Annotated in this window: 13 protein-coding genes and 2 tRNA genes; 6 read left to right on the plus strand and 9 right to left on the minus strand. The window is 60.6% G+C overall.

Annotation, left to right across the window (positions count from 1 at the left end; translation table 11 throughout):
- Positions 1–215 precede the first annotated feature (215 nt).
- The 5 genes from ACTQV3_RS07050 to gltX all read right to left on the minus strand — a co-directional run bounded on the left by ACTQV3_RS07050 (position 216) and on the right by gltX (position 7468).
- Positions 216–1616, minus strand: a complete 1401-nt coding sequence (locus tag ACTQV3_RS07050; RefSeq protein ID WP_441068905.1) for an RsmB/NOP family class I SAM-dependent RNA methyltransferase — start codon at positions 1614–1616, stop codon at positions 216–218.
- A complete protein-coding gene (fmt, locus tag ACTQV3_RS07055; protein WP_441068907.1) occupies positions 1613–2533 on the minus strand; it encodes a methionyl-tRNA formyltransferase in 921 nt (306 codons plus the stop codon). The genes ACTQV3_RS07050 and fmt overlap by 4 nt, the downstream gene beginning before the upstream one ends.
- A 362-nt stretch (positions 2534–2895) precedes the next feature.
- Positions 2896–3432, minus strand: coding sequence for a peptide deformylase (gene def / locus ACTQV3_RS07060; RefSeq protein WP_118449363.1), 537 nt, complete (start codon positions 3430–3432; stop codon positions 2896–2898).
- An 18-nt stretch (positions 3433–3450) separates the two neighbouring features.
- The gene (gene priA / locus ACTQV3_RS07065; RefSeq protein ID WP_441535934.1) at positions 3451–5922 is read right to left on the minus strand and encodes a replication restart helicase PriA; all 2472 of its coding nucleotides are present in this window, start codon (positions 5920–5922) and stop codon (positions 3451–3453) included.
- 70 nt (positions 5923–5992) lie between these two features.
- Positions 5993–7468, minus strand: a complete 1476-nt coding sequence (gene gltX, locus ACTQV3_RS07070; protein WP_441535933.1) for a glutamate--tRNA ligase — start codon at positions 7466–7468, stop codon at positions 5993–5995.
- A gap of 326 nt (positions 7469–7794) precedes the next feature.
- Here gltX and metK point away from each other — a divergent pair, with 326 nt between their 5' ends.
- The 6 genes from metK (at position 7795) to ACTQV3_RS07100 (ending at position 16460) form a co-directional block, all read left to right on the plus strand.
- Positions 7795–9075, plus strand: a complete 1281-nt coding sequence (gene metK, locus ACTQV3_RS07075; RefSeq protein WP_427728191.1) for a methionine adenosyltransferase — start codon at positions 7795–7797, stop codon at positions 9073–9075.
- A gap of 344 nt (positions 9076–9419) precedes the next feature.
- On the plus strand, positions 9420–11027 hold the full coding sequence (sdaAA, locus tag ACTQV3_RS07080; protein ID WP_441068911.1) for an L-serine ammonia-lyase, iron-sulfur-dependent, subunit alpha: 1608 nt from the start codon (positions 9420–9422) through the stop codon (positions 11025–11027).
- 416 nt (positions 11028–11443) lie between these two features.
- Positions 11444–12901 (plus strand): L,D-transpeptidase, encoded by a 1458-nt coding sequence (locus tag ACTQV3_RS07085; RefSeq protein ID WP_441068913.1) that lies wholly within the window; start codon positions 11444–11446, stop codon positions 12899–12901.
- A gap of 129 nt (positions 12902–13030) precedes the next feature.
- Positions 13031–14476, plus strand: a complete 1446-nt coding sequence (locus ACTQV3_RS07090; protein ID WP_441068915.1) for an efflux RND transporter periplasmic adaptor subunit — start codon at positions 13031–13033, stop codon at positions 14474–14476.
- Positions 14476–15249: an ABC transporter ATP-binding protein gene (locus ACTQV3_RS07095; protein WP_441068917.1), complete on the plus strand. Its 774-nt coding sequence runs from the start codon at positions 14476–14478 to the stop codon at positions 15247–15249. Before ACTQV3_RS07090 ends, ACTQV3_RS07095 begins: the two co-directional genes overlap by 1 nt.
- A complete protein-coding gene (locus ACTQV3_RS07100; protein WP_441068919.1) occupies positions 15246–16460 on the plus strand; it encodes an ABC transporter permease in 1215 nt (404 codons plus the stop codon). The genes ACTQV3_RS07095 and ACTQV3_RS07100 overlap by 4 nt, the downstream gene beginning before the upstream one ends.
- Positions 16461–16563: 103 nt before the next feature.
- Here the strand turns inward: ACTQV3_RS07100 and ACTQV3_RS07105 are convergent, their stop codons facing one another.
- The 4 genes from ACTQV3_RS07105 to ACTQV3_RS07120 form a co-directional block, all read right to left on the minus strand.
- Positions 16564–17175 carry a TetR/AcrR family transcriptional regulator gene (locus ACTQV3_RS07105; protein ID WP_441068921.1) on the minus strand — a complete coding sequence of 204 codons (612 nt, stop codon included), beginning with the start codon at positions 17173–17175 and terminating at the stop codon, positions 16564–16566.
- A gap of 136 nt (positions 17176–17311) precedes the next feature.
- Positions 17312–18604, minus strand: coding sequence for a lysylphosphatidylglycerol synthase transmembrane domain-containing protein (locus ACTQV3_RS07110; RefSeq protein WP_427793548.1), 1293 nt, complete (start codon positions 18602–18604; stop codon positions 17312–17314).
- A gap of 151 nt (positions 18605–18755) precedes the next feature.
- Positions 18756–18832, minus strand: a tRNA-Glu gene (locus ACTQV3_RS07115).
- Positions 18833–18854: 22 nt separating this feature from the next.
- Positions 18855–18931: transfer RNA gene (locus ACTQV3_RS07120), tRNA-Glu, on the minus strand.
- Positions 18932–19101: the final 170 nt, after the last annotated feature.

The following is a 19101-nucleotide window of genomic DNA, read 5'->3' on the forward strand; positions in this document are numbered from 1 at the left end:
CGGTATACGTAGAGCCATTGTCTCACGGTGTCGCGCGGGACCGACAGCGCCTTCGCCGCCGACTCGGAGCCGTGGCCTCGCTCGAAGAGCCCGATCGCCGCCTTCCTGGCCTCGATGTCGTGCTTCACCCTCAAGTCGACACGCATAAAAAGCCTCCCATTTCTCATGTCCAAGAAATGGGAGGCAGTTCAAATTAGCTACCCTTGGAATCCGTTTTACTTGCGGACCAGTCTGGCGCAGAAGTGGCCGTCGTAGGAGTCGGCGTTTACCGGCACGCTTTGGAAGAGGCCTCGTGCGTTTTGGCGCAGGGTGACGAGGCTCTTGGCGTGGTCGTACTCGGGCAGCTGCAGAATCTGTGCCTCGGAGAGCGGTGCCACGGTAAAGCCGGCGCCCTCGGGAGAGGCTAGGAAGGCATCAACGACCTGCGTGTTCTCCTCGTCGAAGACCGAGCAGGTGGCATAGATAAGCTCACCGCCGGCAGCCACGCGCGCGGCTGCTTCCTTGAGCATCGTCAGCTGCAGGCGGGGCAACTCAGTCGTAACGTCGCCCTCGGCAAGGCGCCACGGTATCTCGGGATGACGGCGCATGGTGCCGGTGCCCGAGCACGGAGCATCGATAAACACCGTGTCGAACAGGACAGGCTCGCCAAGCATCGCGTCAAAGGACGTGAGCACCTCATTGAGCTCGCAGGCATCGCCCGACACCGTACGAACACCCGTAATACCCGCCTTATGCAGACGTGCGAGATTCTGGTCGCACTTGCGGTCGTGCAAATCGAGTGCGGTGTGCTGACGGTCGTAACCGGCACGTTTGGCCTGGCACATCATCACATAGGTCTTGGTGCCACGACCGGCGCCAATCTCTAGACAACGCCCGGGACGGGTCGCCGCGGTAGCGATCAGCTGGGCATTAAGGTCCGAGGCCACGGCAGCTGCGCGCTCAAACACACCCGACGCAACCGTGGCCTGCGCGTCGACCGGCGCATGGCAACCCGGGAACACGGGTGCCACAAGCTGCGAAATGTACGGATCGGGTTTGGTGGCAAAGGCATTCTCGTGCAAAGCCAGCGGCGCGGGCGCCAGATTGCCGGCAAAGCCGAGCGCGCCCTCGGGTGTATCGAACGACGCCATAATGCGAGCGCACAGCCAGCGCGGCATGCCCATCAGGCGAGATAGGCGAACCAGACGGCGCTCCGACTCATCGGCATCCGCCGCAGTGGCAAAGTCCTCGACGTTGTCCGCAACCTTATGCAGCACGGCGTTCGCCAGACCGGCGGCAGACTTAGCACCGCTGCGCACGAGCTCAACGCCCTGACTCACCGCAACGCGACCCGGGGTATGCAGGTAGAGCATCTCGAAGGCCGAGATACGAAGTGCCATGCGCACACGAGGCGCGACCTTGTTGGGCTTATCGAGAAACTGGTCGAGCAGCTCATCCAAAATGCCCTGGGTGGCTGCAACGCCCAGCGCCAAACGAGCGGCAAAAGCAGAATCGCGCTGATCGATGGCCTTGGCCGAAGCACGGGACGAGAGCACGTCACGCGCGTACATGCCGCGGCGATCGGCCTCCATGAGCACATCGAGCGCAAGCTTGCGCGCGGGGGAAAGCTTACTCATGACAAAACACCCCACGAAAGATCCGCACCCTGCAGACCGGCAGCCCAGGCAGAAGCAGCCATAGCACGCTTACCATCGGGCTTAACCTCGAGCAGTTCGACCGCGCCATCGGACAGGCCCAGGTAGACGCGCTTGGCCCGAACGGCGACGAGCCCCTCGCCAAGCGATACATCTGCCGGAGCGGCATCGAGCACGCGCACGGTCTTGCCGGCAATCACGCAGCGAGCGGGAGCGGTCTCGGAAGAAGCAAGCACATGACGCACGCAATCAAGTGCCCCCATCTGCGGATCCAGACGCATCTCCTGCTTGGAAATCTTGGCAGCATGCGTGACAAGGAACTCATCCTGCTCAGTCCAAACAGCCGAGCCATCGGCAAGCGAGGGAAGCGTATCGGCAAGCAACTTACCGCCCAGCTCACCAAGCTCCATCGTGAGCGCCTCGGCATGTTTACCGGCAACCGAGGTCGACACCTGCGCGCAATAAGCGCCCGTATCCACGCCATGCCCAATGCGCATAATGGAAACGCCAGCAACCTCGTCACCAGCAAGAATGGCACGCTGAATGGGAGCAGCGCCACGCCAACGAGGCAGCAGCGAAGCATGAACATTCACAATACCGAGCGGCGCCATATGCAGCACCTCATCGGGCAAAATGCAGCCATAGGCAGCCACGCAGAAAATATCGGCATCAGCAGCCTTAAGCCGATCAATAACATCCGGCGTCATACGATTTGCCTCAACAACGGGCAGACCAAGCTCAAGCGCCTTGGCCTTAACAGGAGACGGCTCCAGCTTTTTACCACGCCCGCGAACAGCATCGGGACGCGTAATTACCAGCGTAATCTCATTCCCAGCCTCAACAAGCGAAGTCAGCGACGGCACCGCGAAATCGGGCGTACCCATAAACACAATACGCATAAAGAACGTCTCCCCTCAAACAAAACCGAGACGGCTACAAATAACAGCGGAAAGCCAAGTCGCCAGCCCATCCGCAATAACATTTCAACAAGAACAAATATACCCAAAACCAAAGAAAGAGCCGCAATAAAAGCAGCTCTTCCGACAAAGCAATTATCAGCGAAGACGCCCATCCCTGGCCCGACGGCACCCGGGCGAAGAGGAGCACGAAAACGCAGTCCCCTTCCGCCGCAGGGCTTAGGTTATTGCTCCACGCGCAGTTCCGCACGAGCCGAAGAGCACTTAATGTGCTCTTCGTGCGAGCAGGACTGTTTGAGCATGGAGCAAAACCTAAGCCCTGCGGCGGAAGGGGACGGTGGGACCTACTCCGTCTCGCCCGGTCGAGCGCCGCGGGCCAAGGCGTCCTGGTACTCCTTGACGGCCTTGATGCGCTGCATCGGCTTGAGTCGCTCGAACATGGTGTTGCCGTGTAGGTGATCGATCTCGTGCTGCAGGCACACGCAGAACAGGTCGCCTGAGGCCTCATAGCGAATCAGGTTGGCGTCCAGATCGTATGCCTCGACAACGACATGGTCGGGACGCTCGATCTCGCAGCTAATGCCGGGGATGGACAAGCAGCCCTCGCTAAACGGCACCAGATGGTCGCTCTGTTCCACGATCACGGGGTTGATGAGCACGTACGGGTCATAGTCGTTCTTGTCGGTGTAGTCGCAGTCGATGGTGACGAGCTGGATGAGCTCGCCGATCTGCGGGGCAGCCAGACCGCAACCGCCGTTGTCGAACATCATCTTCTTCATCTTCTCGGCAAGCGCCTCGATCGCCGGGGTGATCTCCTCGATGACGGCGCACTCCTGGCGCAAACGAGGGTCGGGCGAAAGTACGATTCCGTTGGCTTCCATGGCCATCCTTTCGGGTTGTTACATCAAATCATAGGCGTCGACGTCAACGCTCACGCTCACGCCGCGCACGGAACCCACCTCTTTGAGGCAGGCGTCGATATCATCAGAGACATGGTACCCTACCGGCGACTTTACAAGCAGATGGAAGCGATAACGGTCTTTGGCTCTCTCGATTACACACGAAGCGGGGCCCAGCACCTGCGGCACGACACTTCCAGCCCGCAAAAAGTCGGGCGCGGCGGCATGCCAGCGGCGCTTGAGGAGCTTTGCGATGCGCCCAATGTAGTCCTGCGCATTATCACGATTCGCCGACCACACCAAAATGTTGACAAGACGCACGAACGGCGGGTACAGGGCGTCGCGGCGCAGGTCCAGGTCGTAGTCGGTAAAGATCGAACGATCGTGCTCTGCAACGGCGCGAATAACCGGGTCCTCGGGCAGATACGTCTGGATGATAACCTCGCCGGGACGATCGCCGCGACCGGCGCGGCCGGCGACCTGTTCCAGCAAATCGTAGGCGCGCTCCCCCGCCCTAAAATCGGGCAGCTTTAACGCAAAGTCGGCATTGACCACGCCCACGAGCGTGACCTCGGGAAAGTCGAGGCCCTTGGCAATCATCTGGGTGCCCAGCAGCACCGCACAATCGGCGGCATCGAACTGCTCGAGTAGTTTTTTGTGCGCATCCTTGCCGCGTGTGGAATCGGCGTCCATGCGTATGATGGCGACATCCTCGGGCATCATCTGGTGTAGGGCGTCCTCGATCTGCTGCGTGCCCAGGCCCATTTTTGCCAGGTAGCGGCTGCCGCACTTGGGACAACGACTCGTGGGCGCCGGATAGGGCTGCACGCGCCAGGACGATCCGCAGGTGTGGCACTGCAGTGTGTGCGTGCGCTCGTGGTACGTGAGCGCGGTAGAACAGTGGTTGCAGGTGGGGACGCAGCCGCACTCACGGCACATCAAAAACGGCGCAAAACCGCGGCGGTTGTGCAGCAGTACGGCCTTCTCGCGGCGCTCGACCACGCGTTCCAAGCCCTCCATCAGCGGTTTTGAGAACATGGAGCGGCTGCCGTGCGCGAACTCGCGGCGCAGATCGGCAATGCGGACCGTGGGCAGCACGGCGTGTCCCGGGCGCTCGGGCATCTCGACACGCGTCCAGGTGGCACCGTTGTACATACCGCGGCGACAGCGGTCGAGGGCCTCGGCCGAGGGCGTGGCGGAGCCCAACACGAGCGGGCACCGATAGCGGCGCGCCATCTCGGCAGCCACCTCGCGCGCATGGTAGCGCGGGCTGGAGCCCTGCTTGTAGCTGGTCTCGTGCTCCTCGTCGATGATGATGAGGCCAAGATCGCTGAGCGGGCAAAAGAGCGCCGAGCGGGCGCCCACGACCACGCGCGCGGCACCGCTGGCAACCATATCCCACTGGTCCAGACGCTCGCCGGCCGAAAGACGCGAGTGGAAGACCGCGACCGTCTCGCCAAAGCGCGAGCGGAAGCGGCCGACGGTCTGGGCCGTCAGCGAGATCTCGGGCACGAGCACGCAGGCCGAACGGCCGGCCGCCAGCACGCGCTCAATAGCCGAAAGGTAAACCTCGGTTTTACCGGAACCGGTGACGCCATCGACAAGGACCACGTCGCCATGGGCATCAAGGCGGGCGCGTTCAATCTGGGCGAGCGCCTGCTGCTGGCCGTTGGTAAGAGAGACCGGCGCCTTGCCGCTTGCCGAGGACAACGTGGTCTGCTCGCTACACCCACGCCAGGCGCGGCGCTCCTCCACCACCACGACGCCGCGTTTTTCGAGCGCTTTAATGGTTGCCGACATGCTGTTGTAGAGCAGGTTGAGGTCGCGCGTCGTGACCGGGCCGCATTGGAGCGCGTCGATGAGCTGACGCTGACGGACCGCTGTCTTGGGCGGCGTGTAGTCGAATCCCTCGGGCGTGAGCATGACCCAACGATTTTGGATGGGTTTTACGGCGGGGCGCTCAACGGTCCACACGCCGTCATCGCCCTTCACGACACGCGGGCTGCCGCCCGGAGGCAAGAACAGACGCAGGCACTCGGAAAGCGTCGCGACGTACTCGTGGCTCATCCAGCGCGCAATGCGTGCAGCCTCGGCGGTAAAGAGCGGCTTGCTGAGGATGGCCTCGATGGGCTTGATGCGCAAGGGGTCGAGGGCGTCGTTGCCTTGCAGGTCGCCCAGATCGGGCGCGATATCGACGATATAGCCCGCGGCCGCACGGTTGCCAAAGTGGACCAGGACCGTGGACCCGATCTGGGCATCGTTGGCAAGGGACTGCGGGATGCCGTAGTCGAAGGGCTCGGAGAGCGCACGGGTCGGGATGTCGAGGACCACGCTCGCGTAGGCGGAGACGGGTTCGGGTGCGGGCTCGGGCTGCGCCGGGGCGGCGGCAGGGGCCGCGGACTTCGAAGCTTCCTTAGGTTCCGGCGAACCAAACAGCGACAGTTGCTCGGCCATGGTCTCTGTACCTCCCATCCCATACGTCTTTAGAAACAAGAGCCCCGCTCGGGTGAACGGGGCTCGGATACATGCGTTTACGCAGCTGCTACAGCGCCATCGTGCGGGCGCGGTCGATACGCGCCAGGCAGTCGTCGCGGCCGACGAGCGCCATGGTCTCGCCCAGCGGGGGGCTCACCATGTTACCGCAGACGGCGACGCGCACAGCTTGGAACACCACGCGCTTCTTGAGGTCCATCTGCTCGGGCAGCGGCTCAAGCGCGGCGTCGATGTTGGCAGCCGTCCACTCATCCACGCCCTCGAGCGCGACCTTGGCGGCATCCAGAATGGCGCCCATGCCTTCCTTGGCCAGACCCTTGTTGACAGACTTCTCGTCATACTCGAGCGTCTCGGCCGTGGCAAAGATGGGAGCGGCGACGGTCACGGCGTCGGCCGGCATCTTGGTGCGCGGCTTGACGATGGCGGCAAGCGCATCGATCCAGTCCTCGCCGTACTCGATGTTACCCTCGATCATGCCGGCCTCGTGCAGCTCAGGGACCATGATCTCGTCGGCAAACTGGGCGTCGGACATGTTGTTGATGTACTCGGCATTGACCCAGTCGAGCTTTTTGGGGTCGAAGGTCGCCGGGTTCTTGGAAATGCGGTCGAGCGAGAACTTACTGGCCAGAACATCACGCGGGATGATCGTGGTCTCGCCGTCGAGCGACCAGCCGAGCAGCGCCAGGTAGTTAACGAACGCGTCGGACAGGTAGCCGGCGTCGCGGTACTCCTCCACCGAGGTGGCGCCGTGGCGTTTAGAGAGCTTCTTGCCGTCGGCACCCAAGATCATGGAGATGTGGGCGAACGTGGGAACGGGGGCGCCGAGGGCCTCGTAAACCATGACCTGGCGCGGGGTGTTGGACAGATGGTCGTCGCCGCGGATGACATGGGTGATCTTCATCATGGCGTCGTCGACGACGGTCGCGAAGTTATACGTGGGCGTGCCATCGGAGCGGAAGATGACGAAGTCGTCGAGCTCCTTGGCGTCGAAGGTCACCTCGCCGTGGACGGCGTCGTGGATGACGACATCGCCGCGGTCCTCGGGCACCTTGATGCGAAGGACGTAGGGCTCGCCGGCCTCAATGCGGCGGCGTGCCTCCTCGGGATCGAGATCGCGACAGCGGCGCTGATAGCCCTGGAAGGGGTCTTTACGCTCCTGGGCGGCCTTACGGTCGGCCTCGAGCTGCTCCTTGGTGCAGAAGCAGGGATAGGCCTTGCCCTCGTCCCAAAGCTTCTGGGCGGCCTGCTTGTACAGGTCCAGGCGCTCGGTCTGGGCATAGGGGCCAAAGTCGCCGCCAACCTCGGGGCCCTCGTCCCAGTCCAGGCCCAGCCAACGCATAGCGCGCAGAATGATCTGCGTGTTCTCGTCGGTAGAGCGGGTGGGATCGGTGTCGTCGATGCGCAGGATGAACGTGCCGCCGTTTGCGCGGGCAAAAGCCCAGTTATAGATAGCGGTGCGGGCGCCGCCGATATGCAGCTTGCCCGTCGGTGAGGGTGCAAAGCGGACGCGAACGTCTGATGCCATGGAAATCTCCTCGATTGCAGGATGGATGTCTAACCGCACCAGTATAAAGCAACAACGCCCACCTCCGCACAAAGGGCACCGACCCAGTCATCGAAGCCGGGTAGCTAATTTGGGACGGGGCTTTTTTAGCTGCCCCGGCAGGCTATCGGCTTAACCAGCAAACAATCAGCCGGGGTAGCTAAAAAAGCCCCGTCCCAAATTAGCTACCTCATGAGTAGGTGCGGAAAGGGTGTGAATGTTGGATTTACGCGCTATGATGTGCCCCTGCATACAGAGCCCGGCGGAATGGTAACGGTCGCTGGGACACGTTATTCGAAAGGACAATCATGTCAGAAGAGCTTCGTTCCATCCCGCCCCAGCAGGGGTCTTTTGTGTTTACGTCGGAGTCGGTGACCGAAGGCCATCCCGATAAGATCGCCGACCAGATCAGCGATGCCGTCCTCGACGCAATCCTCGCCAAAGAAATAGAGCTGCAGGAGCAGGGCTATATTGCGCCCAACGGCGTGCCCGCCAACGTGGAAAACGTCCGCTGCGCCTGCGAGACCCTCGTGACCACCGGCACCGTCATCGTCGCCGGAGAGATTCGCACCCAGGCATACGTCGACGTGCAGGAAATCGCCCGTGGCGTCATCCGCCGCATCGGCTACAACCGCGCCAAGTTTGGCTTTGACTGCGATACCTGCGGCGTCATGAGCCTCATCCACGAGCAGTCGCCCGATATCGCCCAGGGCGTCGACGAGTCATTTGAGACCCAGACCGGCGCCACCACCGACCCGATCGACCTGATCGGTGCCGGCGACCAGGGCATGATGTTTGGCTACGCCTCCAACGAGACCAAGACCCTCATGCCCATGCCGCACTACCTGGCAAGCCGCCTGGCGGAACGCCTGTCCGCCGTGCGCCACGACGGAACCCTGCCCTATCTGCGCCCCGACGGCAAGACCCAGGTCACCGTGCGCTACGAGGACGGAAAGCCCGTGGAGGTCACAACCATCGTCATCTCCACGCAGCACGCTGCCGAAGTTGAGGACATGGGCAAGATCAAGGCCGACCTCATCGAGCATGTCATCGCACCCGTCATGGATGCCGAGAACATGCCGTGGGATGGCGCCGATATCTATGTGAACCCCACCGGACGCTTTGTCGTGGGCGGCCCCATGGGCGACACGGGCCTGACCGGCCGCAAGATCATCGTCGACACCTACGGCGGCTACGGCCGTCACGGCGGCGGCGCCTTTAGCGGCAAGGACTGCACCAAGGTCGACCGCTCTGCCGCGTACGCCGCTCGCTGGGTCGCCAAGAACGTAGTCGCCGCCGGTCTGGCCGATCGCTGCGAGGTCGAGCTGGCCTACGCCATCGGCGTGTCCAAGCCGCTGTCGATCATGGTCGACACCTTTGGCACCGCGCATATTGCCGAGGACAAGATCGTCGAGGCCGTGGAGAAGACCTTTGACCTGCGCCCGGGCGCAATCATCCGCGACCTGGACCTGCGTCGCCCCATCTATGAAAAGACGGCAGCCTACGGTCACTTTGGCCGCGAAGACGCCGACTTTACCTGGGAGAAAACGGACCGCATCGACGAACTCAAAGCAGCCTGCGGCCTGTAAGCTAACGAGAAAAGCCACAGCCAAATAAAAACGCACCAAAAAGAGGTACCGGAACAACCGGTACCTCTTTTTAATTTAAAGGTGGTGAAGATGAGCCGAACTGGGACATGGAATAGGTCACAGGCCGATAAATTTTGCAGCAGAGCGACTCCAACCATGTATCCTAAGTTCCGAGGACTTTAGTATTTGGTCGATCGCGAGTTCCGCACGAGCCGGAGAGCACTTAATGTGCTCTCCGTGCGAGTCAGGACTGTCCCAGCAGGCGACCAAATACTAAAGCCCTCGGAACGGCGGGACAGCGTGTGCCCCGCCCCTCGGGACGACGAGATAGAAAAGGAGCAGCCATGGCAGGCAAGCCGCAAACACTAGCTACGACCTCGGCATTCGAGATCTTGGGCCCCATCATGGTCGGCCCCAGCTCATCGCACACCGCCGGCGCCCTGCGTTGCGCCCAGGTTGCCGCCAGCCTGCTGGAAGGCCGCATCACCAAAGTCACCTTTGGCCTGTGGAACTCCTTTGCCCACACCTACCGCGGCCATGGCACCGACCGCGCACTCGTCGCGGGCATCTTGGGCCTCGACACCGACGACGAAAACATCAAGCAGGCCTTTGACCTCGCGCGTGAGCGGGGCCTCAGCTATCACTTTGACATTAAGGGCGACGACACCTCCATCCACCCCAACACCGTCGACATCGACATGGTCGATGACACGGGCGCCACGGCGCAGGTCCGCGGCGAGAGCCTTGGCGGCGGCAAGATGCGCATCAGCCGCATCAACGGCGTCGGCGTCGATATCTCGGGCATGTATTCCACCCTGTTTGTGGCGCACCAGGACGTCCCCGGCGTTCTCGCCGCGCTCACGAACCAGCTCGCCTACGCACACGTAAACATTGCCTTCTGCCGCACCTACCGCACCGAGGTAGGCGGCCAAGCTTATTCCGTATTTGAGACCGACGGCACCCCCGATGACATCGTCGTTCCTATGCTACGCATGCTCGACCATGTCGATTACGCCACCTTCATTGAGCTTCCCGGCTCGGCCTCATCGCTCTCCCCCGGAGTTTCCGCCAAGGAAATCTTCGACGATGGCGAACAGCTCCTCGACGCCTGCGCCGAACTGGGCCTCAACATTGGCGCCGTCATGGCCGTACGCGAAGCCCGCCTGACCGGCGAGCAGCACGCCGTCGCCGCCATGCGCCGCGTACTCGAGGTCATGCGCGAGGAGACAACGGCGCCCATCGCCGCACCGCAGCGCTCGCTCGGCGGGCTTATCGGCGGCGAGGCAAAACTCGTCGACGCCACACGCCGCAACGATCTGAGCACAAACCTGATGGGCGCCGTCCAAACCGAAGCCGTAGCCCGCGCCATGGCTGTGCTTGAGCGCTCTGCCACCATGGGCGTCATCGTCGCCGCCCCCACGGCCGGCTCTGCGGGCGTCGTGCCCGGCTGCGTGTTGGCGCTCGCCGACCATCTACAGCTCGATGACGAACAGGTCATGGACGCACTCTACTGCTCTGCCGCGATTGGTCTCAACCTCACCACAAGTGCCTGCGTCGCCGGTGCCGAAGGCGGATGTCAGGCTGAGGTGGGCAGCGCCGCCGCCATGGCCGCTGCCGCGCTAGTCCAGATGCTGGGCGGCACGCCCGAGCAGGCACTCGACGCTAGCTCTATCGCACTGAGCAATCTGCTTGGTCTTGTATGCGATCCCGTGGGCGGCCTTGTCGAAGTGCCATGCCAAAACCGCAACGCGATCGGCGTGGCGGCCGCATTTAGCTCGGCGCAGCTCGCCCTTGCCGGCATTAAGAGCCTGGTGCCGTTTGACCAGATGGCACACGTCATGCTCTCGGTGGGCCACGCGTTGCCGGCCACGCTGCGCGAGACGGCAAAGGGTGGCATCGCGCAGGCTCCGGCCGCGCTTTCGGCCTGTGCAAAATGCGGTGTGTGCGGATAAAGACCAGTCCAAAACAAGAGGTGGGACAAATGTCCAACCTCTTGCCAATGCCACCGTTTCAATACCACAAACAACTAGGTAATCGCTATAATGCAAGCCCAGTAAAAACACGATGAGCCGCAAGGCGAAACTCGAAGGATATGCATACGATGTCGCAAAACGACCGCACCCAACTGATTCCCGATCCTAAACAGCCTTCTAGGCCTACCGACGGCGTCCAGTCGCCGCGCCCCATTACGCCAACGCGTAGCACAAAGCATGGTTCGGGAAACACCTCACAGCGACAGAACCCTCATGCGTATCAGCAGCGTCAGAGCAATATAGCGACTAAGCACGCGCCTTCACACACGCAAAACCATCACAAGGGCCCCCGTGGGTCAGAGAACCACGCCAACGGGAAAAAATCCGGGGCCAAAATGACCCTTTTCGTTGCTCTGGGCCTCATTGTTGTCGTTTACATTGTTGGCGTTGTCGCATTTTCGCAGGTAGCCTACCCCAACACCACCATTGCCGGCGTCGACGTCTCGTTCTCCAACGCTTCGTCTGCTGCCACTAAGGTCAACTCGGCATGGAAGCACTATAAGCTCACCGTGACAGGCGATGACTTTAACTGGACCTATCAGCCCGAGTCCGATGAACCCATCGTCGACGGCGAAGCTGCCGCAAAAGAAATTATCAGCCGCAACGAAGCCTTTATATGGCCGGTCCGCCTTGTAGAATCCTTAAGCGGCAAGACCAAAACAACCGCTACCTCCAACGAAGTCGATCTTGAACAAGACGTCGACCTGTCCATGCTCTCTGACACCTTTGACCAAAAGAAGTTTGAGGATGATCTGGGCGCCGCCATTGACGAGTTTAACGAGGGCCGTTCGGGTACGTTCGAGGCCAATAGCTCCTATGACGAGCAAGCCGGCAAGTTTACCGTCGAGAAGGCGCGCTCCAACGAAAAACTCAACCGCGAGCATGTCATTAAGTATGCCGAGCTCGAGCTTGCCTCGCTGGCCGAGACCGTAGATCTTTCCAAGCTCGGCAACGATGCCTATGAGCCGCTCAATGAAACGCTGACCAATGATCAGATTCAGGCCGCATGCGATGCCGCCAACAACTTCTTGGGCGTCAACGTGACCCTCAAGCTCAACGGCGAGGATGCCGGCAAGGTCGACGGCAGCTCCGTGTTGCAGTGGATCAGCTTTGCCGATCCGGCCAACCCCACACTCGATACGTCGCAGATCGGTAGCTGGGCAGCCGAGCTCGCCAACGGCTTTAATACCGTGGGCACCACCCGCTGGTGGACGCGTGCCGACGGCAAAGAATGTGCCGTCGAGGGCGGTGACTTTGGCTGGTCCGTCGATAGCGACGCGCTTGCCAAGCAGGTCGAGGACGCCATTAACAACAAGCAGACCGGCGAAATCGAGATTAAGTACTCCCAGAAGGCCGACACCTATACCGCAAAGGGAGAGCCCGACTGGAAGGCGTATATCGACGTCGACCTGTCCGAGCAGCACGCGCGCTACTATGACGAGAACGGTAATATCGTTTGGGAAGCCAACTTTATCTCGGGCAAACCGGGAGAGGATGCCACTCCCGAGGGCGTTTGGCAGATCAATAGCAATGACGGCGCAAGCAAGCTCATCGGTGCCAAAGACCCAGAGACCGGAAAACCAAAATACGAAAGCCCCGTGTCATATTGGATGCCGTTTGAAGGCAACATGGTTGGTTTCCATGATGCTACATGGCAAAACGATCAGAGCTTTGACGACCCAAATTCGTACAAATGGTGCGGCAGCCACGGTTGCATCAACTTGCGTCTGGCCGATGCCAAGGCACTCCACGACTGCATCAGCGTCGGCCTGTGCGTGGTCGTGCACTCGTAGGAAAACACGCCTTCGCACAACGGGGAACTGACGCTCCAATCTAACAGTTCCGAAAGAATCCGCCATATGCGCCCGCTTCTCGCGACGGGCGCATATACTTATCGAAGAACTTTCTATAAAGGATACGCTATGTCGAATGTCCCCACCATCACCCCGGGACCGAATGATACCGAGCGAGCGCCCGAGGGTGCCACCGAAACGCTTCCCCTCATAACAAACGTGCGCGCCACACAGCAAAACGGCAGCACAAGCGATGCAACCGAGATTTCTGACGAAGAGGCCTACGCCAAGCTCAAGGCGAAGCGTGCCGAGCGTCGGCGCAAAAAGCTCATCCGACGCGGCATTGCGGCCGGCGTCGTGGCCGCCACTGTGCTCATCGCCGTAGTCGTAACCTTCGTCATCAACGCACGGCCCGCAGGTACCAACGGGCCGGTGACCGACATGGTCACCGAGGGTACATTTACGACCACCGTCGAGGCTAAAGGCCAGCTCAAGCCTATCTCGGCTTCGGTGGTCTCCCCTTCTGTCGACGGCACGGTGGCATCGATCAACGTATCAGCCGGCCAGTCCGTTAACGAGGGCGATGTGCTCATGACCATTAAAAATGACGAGCTCGATCGCAACGTTGCCGAGGCGCAGCGCGCGGTGGCGGCGGCACAGGAAGACCTCGCCAACGCGCAGAAAGCGGTAGCTGCCGCCCAAGCCGCTCCGGCGACTGACACAGATGCGGCAGGCGCAAGTGGCGCCAGCGGCGGCGCCGACACGAGTGCCGACACGAGTGCCGACACGAGCGCCATCTCGAGCGCCCAACGTAACCTGGCCTCGGCCCAGGCGACCCTGGACCAGGCCAACGCCAAAGCCGCCGAGCGCACCGTGACCGCGCCCAGCTCGGGCAGCATCGTCGAGCTCAACGCCAAGGTCGGCGCCACGGTGACGGGCGGCATGATTATGGGCGAAGGCGATACGACCGGCGGCAAGCAGTGCATGCAGATCGCTGACCTCTCCAAGATGAAGGTCACCGTTCAGGTGGGCGAAAAGGATATCGCCAAGATCGCAGTGGGCCAGAGCGCCAACGTTACCTATCCGGCCTTTCCCGATATCGTGAGCCAGGGAACGGTCACGACAATCGCTTCGGTGGCAAACTCCGACTCCACCTACGGTGGCGGCGGTAGCGTGACCTATAACGTCGATATTTTGATCGACGCGCCCGACGCGCGCCTCAAGCCGGGCATGACCGCCGAGGTCTCGGTGGTAACCGAGCAGCTCGACGATGTGGTGATGGTGCCGACCATGGCGCTCATGACCGAGGATGGCGAGCACTATTACGTCAACGTGGCAACCGACGGTGAAGGCAAGGAGATGCGCCGCGTGAAGGTGACCATTGTGACGCAAAACGAAAACGACGCCGTGGTCGGCAAGACGCAGGTCAAGCGCGACGACCAGGGCAATGAGATCAACGCAGACGTACCGGTTACCAAGCTGCGCGACGGCGACACCCTCATCGTGGACACCGGCGCAGGCATGACGGCCGACGGCGACGACTCTGGCAGCATGTCTGCCGACGAGGGCTTGTAATGCGTCCCGTCATCAACATCCGCAACGTGCATCGCATTTTTGAGAGCGAAGCCGGCTGCGCCCATATCCTGCATAACGTGAGCCTGGCAGTGAATCCCGGCGAATTCGTGGCCATTACCGGCCCTTCTGGCTCGGGCAAGTCAACGCTCATGAACATCCTGGGCTGCCTGGACAAGCCAACGGCAGGCGATTATTACCTGCAGGGCCTCAACGTGGCGGAGCTCGACGATGACGAGCTCACCGAAGTCCGCGCCCTGAGCATCGGCTTTGTCTTTCAGAGCTTTAACCTGCTGCCGCGCCTATCGGTCATCGAAAACGTCATGCTGCCGCTGTCGTACACCAACGTGCCGCGGGCTCAGCGTGAGATGCGCGCCGTTCATGCGCTGCAAGCCGTCACGCTGCCGGTCGACCACTGGGACCACCGCATCTCCGAGCTCTCAGGCGGACAGATGCAGAGGGTTGCCATCGCGCGCGCCCTCGTCAACGACCCGCCCATCATCCTGGCGGACGAGCCGACGGGAAACCTGGACTCCGCCACCGGAGCGCTCGTGATGGAGACCTTCCACAAACTCCAGGAACGTGGCAAGACCATTGTGCTCATCACGCATGATCCCGGTATCGCCGCCGAGGCCGACCGTGCCGTAACCATTCGCGACGGCCGAATCCACGACGGCGCGTACATCGCGCACACACCGCAGACCCTGCACGGCGCCATTGATAACCTGCCCATGATTTCCGCACACGCCAATCCGACGAAAGGAGTGAAGGCATGAGCACGCGCGACCTTATCCAAGAAGCCCTTCACTCCCTCGAGGCCAACAAGGGACGCAGCCTACTCACCATCCTGGGCATTGTTATTGGCATCGCCTCCGTCATTGCCATGACCTCGCTTATCGGCGGTATCCAAAACAGCCTGGTCAACAGCCTGGGCCTCAACGCCGCGCGTATGGTGCAGATTTATTCGTCGCAAGAGCTCACCGAGTCGGACGTTGAGAAGCTTCGCAAGATGGTGCCGCAGATCGAGCAGATCGGTATCGTGGACAGTGCCTATACCGAGTACAAGGCCGGTGACAAAAGCTATAACGTCATGGCGCAGGGCGTCGATAGCGACATGCTCGACGCAGTGGGCGCCAGCAAGCTCGTCGCGGGGTGCACCTATACCCAGGCTGAGTCCCAATCTGGCGCACGCGTGGCGCTCATCAGCCGCGGCGGCGCGGACCAGCTGTACGGCAACGAACAGGACGCGCTCGGCAAGACCATCAAGGTGTCGAACGGCGAGGTGCAGATTATCGGCGTTATCGACGGCGGCAGCGACTCCATGGGCTCACTCACGCTCTACATGCCGCGCGAGACCATCTCGGGCCTCTTTGGCGACGAGAACCCGTCTTTTCCCAGCGTAACGGCGCTCGCCGCCGAGGGTACGGACATGGATGAGCTGTGCAAGATGATTGAATCCAAGGTGCGCAGCATGAAGGACATCGCGGATGACGACGAATATGACAGCGCGTCGGCGACCTCAATGAAAAGCGCCATCGACGCCCTCAACTCCTTTATGGGCGCGTTTTCGCTCATCATGGGCGCCGTTGCCAGCATTTCGCTGCTCGTGGGCGGTATCGGCATCATGAACATGATGCTCACCAATGTGACCGAACGCATCCGCGAGATCGGTATTCGTCGAGCCTTGGGTGCCAGCCGTCGCGATATCACCGCACAGTTTTTGGCCGAGTCTTCGGCGCTGTGCATCACCGGCGGTCTGCTAGGTGTCCTGATTGGCTACCTGCTTGCCTGGGGCCTAGCGATGTTCGCCGCGGGTTCCGGCGTGCTTGGCGAACTCGGTGCCAGCGGTACCATAACGCCGAGTTTTTCGATCGCCACGGTGCTGCTGGCCTTTGCGGTCTCCGTCGGCATCGGCGTCATCTTCGGCTTCTATCCCGCCCGCCGGGCAGCAAAACTCGACCCCGTAGAGTGCCTGCGCTACCAGTAATGCAATCCCCTGAGTTGCAGTGAAATAGGGAGTGTTTAAGCTGTTAATAGGCCTATTCAGTCCCTATTTCACCGCAACTCAGGGGAGGGATAAGGCACTAGTGCTATTCGAAACGAGATTCCAGACTCGATAGCCCGTTCAGCGTCAAATTGTTAGCGACCGCCGAGACGCGCTCGATGGGAACCGAGCCGTCGGACAATGCCCACGTGCGATAGATACCGATAATACCGGACAGCAAAAACGCCAGGTAGTAATCGAACATCTCGTCCTTGAGACCTTGGGGCAGCAGGTCGCGCTCGGCAATCTCGTGCTCGAGCGGCACACGCAAGCGCGTCATAAAGTCGTCGAGCGGAATGTTTTCAATCAGCTGGCGATTGAGCACCAAATTGTTGCACAGCGCCTCGTTAACGGTTTTGAAGAAGGTCGCCGCCGCTCCGAGTGCGCGCTCGTTGGTGTTACCGCCCATAGAGGAAAGCGTCTTCTCGACTGAGTCGACAATCATCTCGACCACATCCACGGCAATGGCATCGAGCAAGCCGTCCACCGTGCCAAAGTGCACGTAGAAGGTCTTACGGTCGACATTTGCCTCGCGCGCGATGGCGCTCACCGTAATATCGGCGAGGGGCTTTTCCATCAACAGTCGCTCGAATGCCGAAAGAATCGCATTGCGACTGCGAACGATGCGGCGGTCAAGGCGCGGTTTAGTGGTGGCCATAGACGTGTCCCCTTCATGTCAACTGCCCACCTATAGCTCCTGTACAAGTGGGAGATAATCAACGTAAGAGGATTATCCTACATCTAGCATCGCAATGACGAGCATCATTAAGAACGCACGACTCACCAACTGGGCTCTAGGGCCGCTTCTTTTTATTGAGCGCCGCAGGGGAAACGCGGATACCGTCGCCAGTCTGACGAACATAGGTCTTCCGTGCCGGTTTAGAGGCCACGGCAGTCTTTTGAGCATGCTGATTGGGGTCCACGGTAACCTGAGAGGCTGGATGTGCCTTAACGGACGCAGAAGGCTTCTGAGGAGTGCGCCCGAGCTTGCACATCATACGGTCCCAGCGCGCATGGATACTCTCGTTATGAGCGCTCTTAAGGCCCAAAAGAGGGGCGGCCAAAATGGTCGGCGCGATAAAGGTGATCAGACGCCAAAGCAGATAGCCGGCAGTCGCTGCCGTGCCAAAAAAGTGACCCAGGAACAGCGCGAAGCCGCCCTCGGCACCACCGGTGCCGCCAGGCAGCGGGACGGCGGAACTCAACAGCTGTACAAAAGCACTCGCCGCCATGACCGAGAAAAAGTCAACGTCGTACTGACCAAAGGCAAGCATCAAAAAATACGGAACCAGGTAGAAAAACGCCAGCTGCAACATGGTGATGACGACCGTGAGCAGCATGGACGAAAAATGGCCGGCAGAGAGTTTGAATTTCTCGGAGAACGAGTAGATCTCGCCATCGACAAAGGTACGCCAACCCTCGATCTTAGTAGCGGAAACGCCCATGCGCTCGAGCCAATTGATAATACAATGTGCGACGCGCGTGACGGTCTTGGGCATCAACGCCACGGCAAAGATGCCGAGAAGAATGCAGCAGTGGCCGCCAAAACTAAAGACGCAAAGCAGCGTCATGTCGCCATAGCGCTCGGCGAAAAACGGCATGCGGGCGAGCAGCAGAATGGCGCCCCATGCCACCAAACCAAACTGGTACACGATAAAGCGGGTGAACTGCGTGGCACCCGCTTCGCCCACATTTTGGCCAGCTTTGGTCAGGCGATAAATCTGGGCAGGCGTGGAGCCCATCATCATGGGCGTCAGGTTGCCAAAGAAGATGCCGCTCGCCTCGACCGAAATGAGGTCGCGGATGCCGACAGGCGAATTGGGATCGAGCCATACGGCAATCGCGTACGCCACGATGCCAAAAAACAAGTATAGGAACATGCAGAAGCACGCGGCAGCGAGCCACGGCGCCTGAACGCTAGCCATGGCGGCCCAGAACTGACCCATCTGACCGGTCACGACCAAATAGACGATATAGCCCACCAGCACAATGCCAATAAAGATGGCACCACGACGTGCGCTCTTGTTGTCATCGCCGCCCGAAACATCGACTTGAGGCTTTGGGGTATGCTGAGAGGACTCCGTCATGAGGCTCCTTCTGACCGTCAATGTATCTGGCCTATTGTACCCGTATGGGAGATAAGCAAAACGTAAAGCTATGGGGCAAATGGGATTAACAGACAAGCCCGCATGTAATAAAAAACCCGACCTTCGAAAAGAAGGTCGGGTATCCAAAACTTGGTAGCCCGTACCAGATTCGAACTGGTGATCTCCGCCTTGAGAGGGCGGCGTCCTAAACCGCTAGACGAACGGGCCATAAGCCTCAGCAGAAAAGAAGTGGTAGCCCGTACCAGATTCGAACTGGTGATCTCCGCCTTGAGAGGGCGGCGTCCTAAACCGCTAGACGAACGGGCCACATGACATCTGCACTGCCGTGCTGCGAGGACATATATTACGGGACAAAAAACGCGAGCGCAAGAAGAAATTCCAAATTGGCCCAAATTTTGTCGTGAGGTTATGGAACACACAGGTCAACCTGGTAGCTAATTTGGGACGGGGCTTTTTTAGCTACCCCTGCCAGAATC

Source organism: Collinsella sp. LCP19S3_A7 (genome assembly GCF_052121995.1).
Lineage (GTDB): Bacteria > Actinomycetota > Coriobacteriia > Coriobacteriales > Coriobacteriaceae > Collinsella.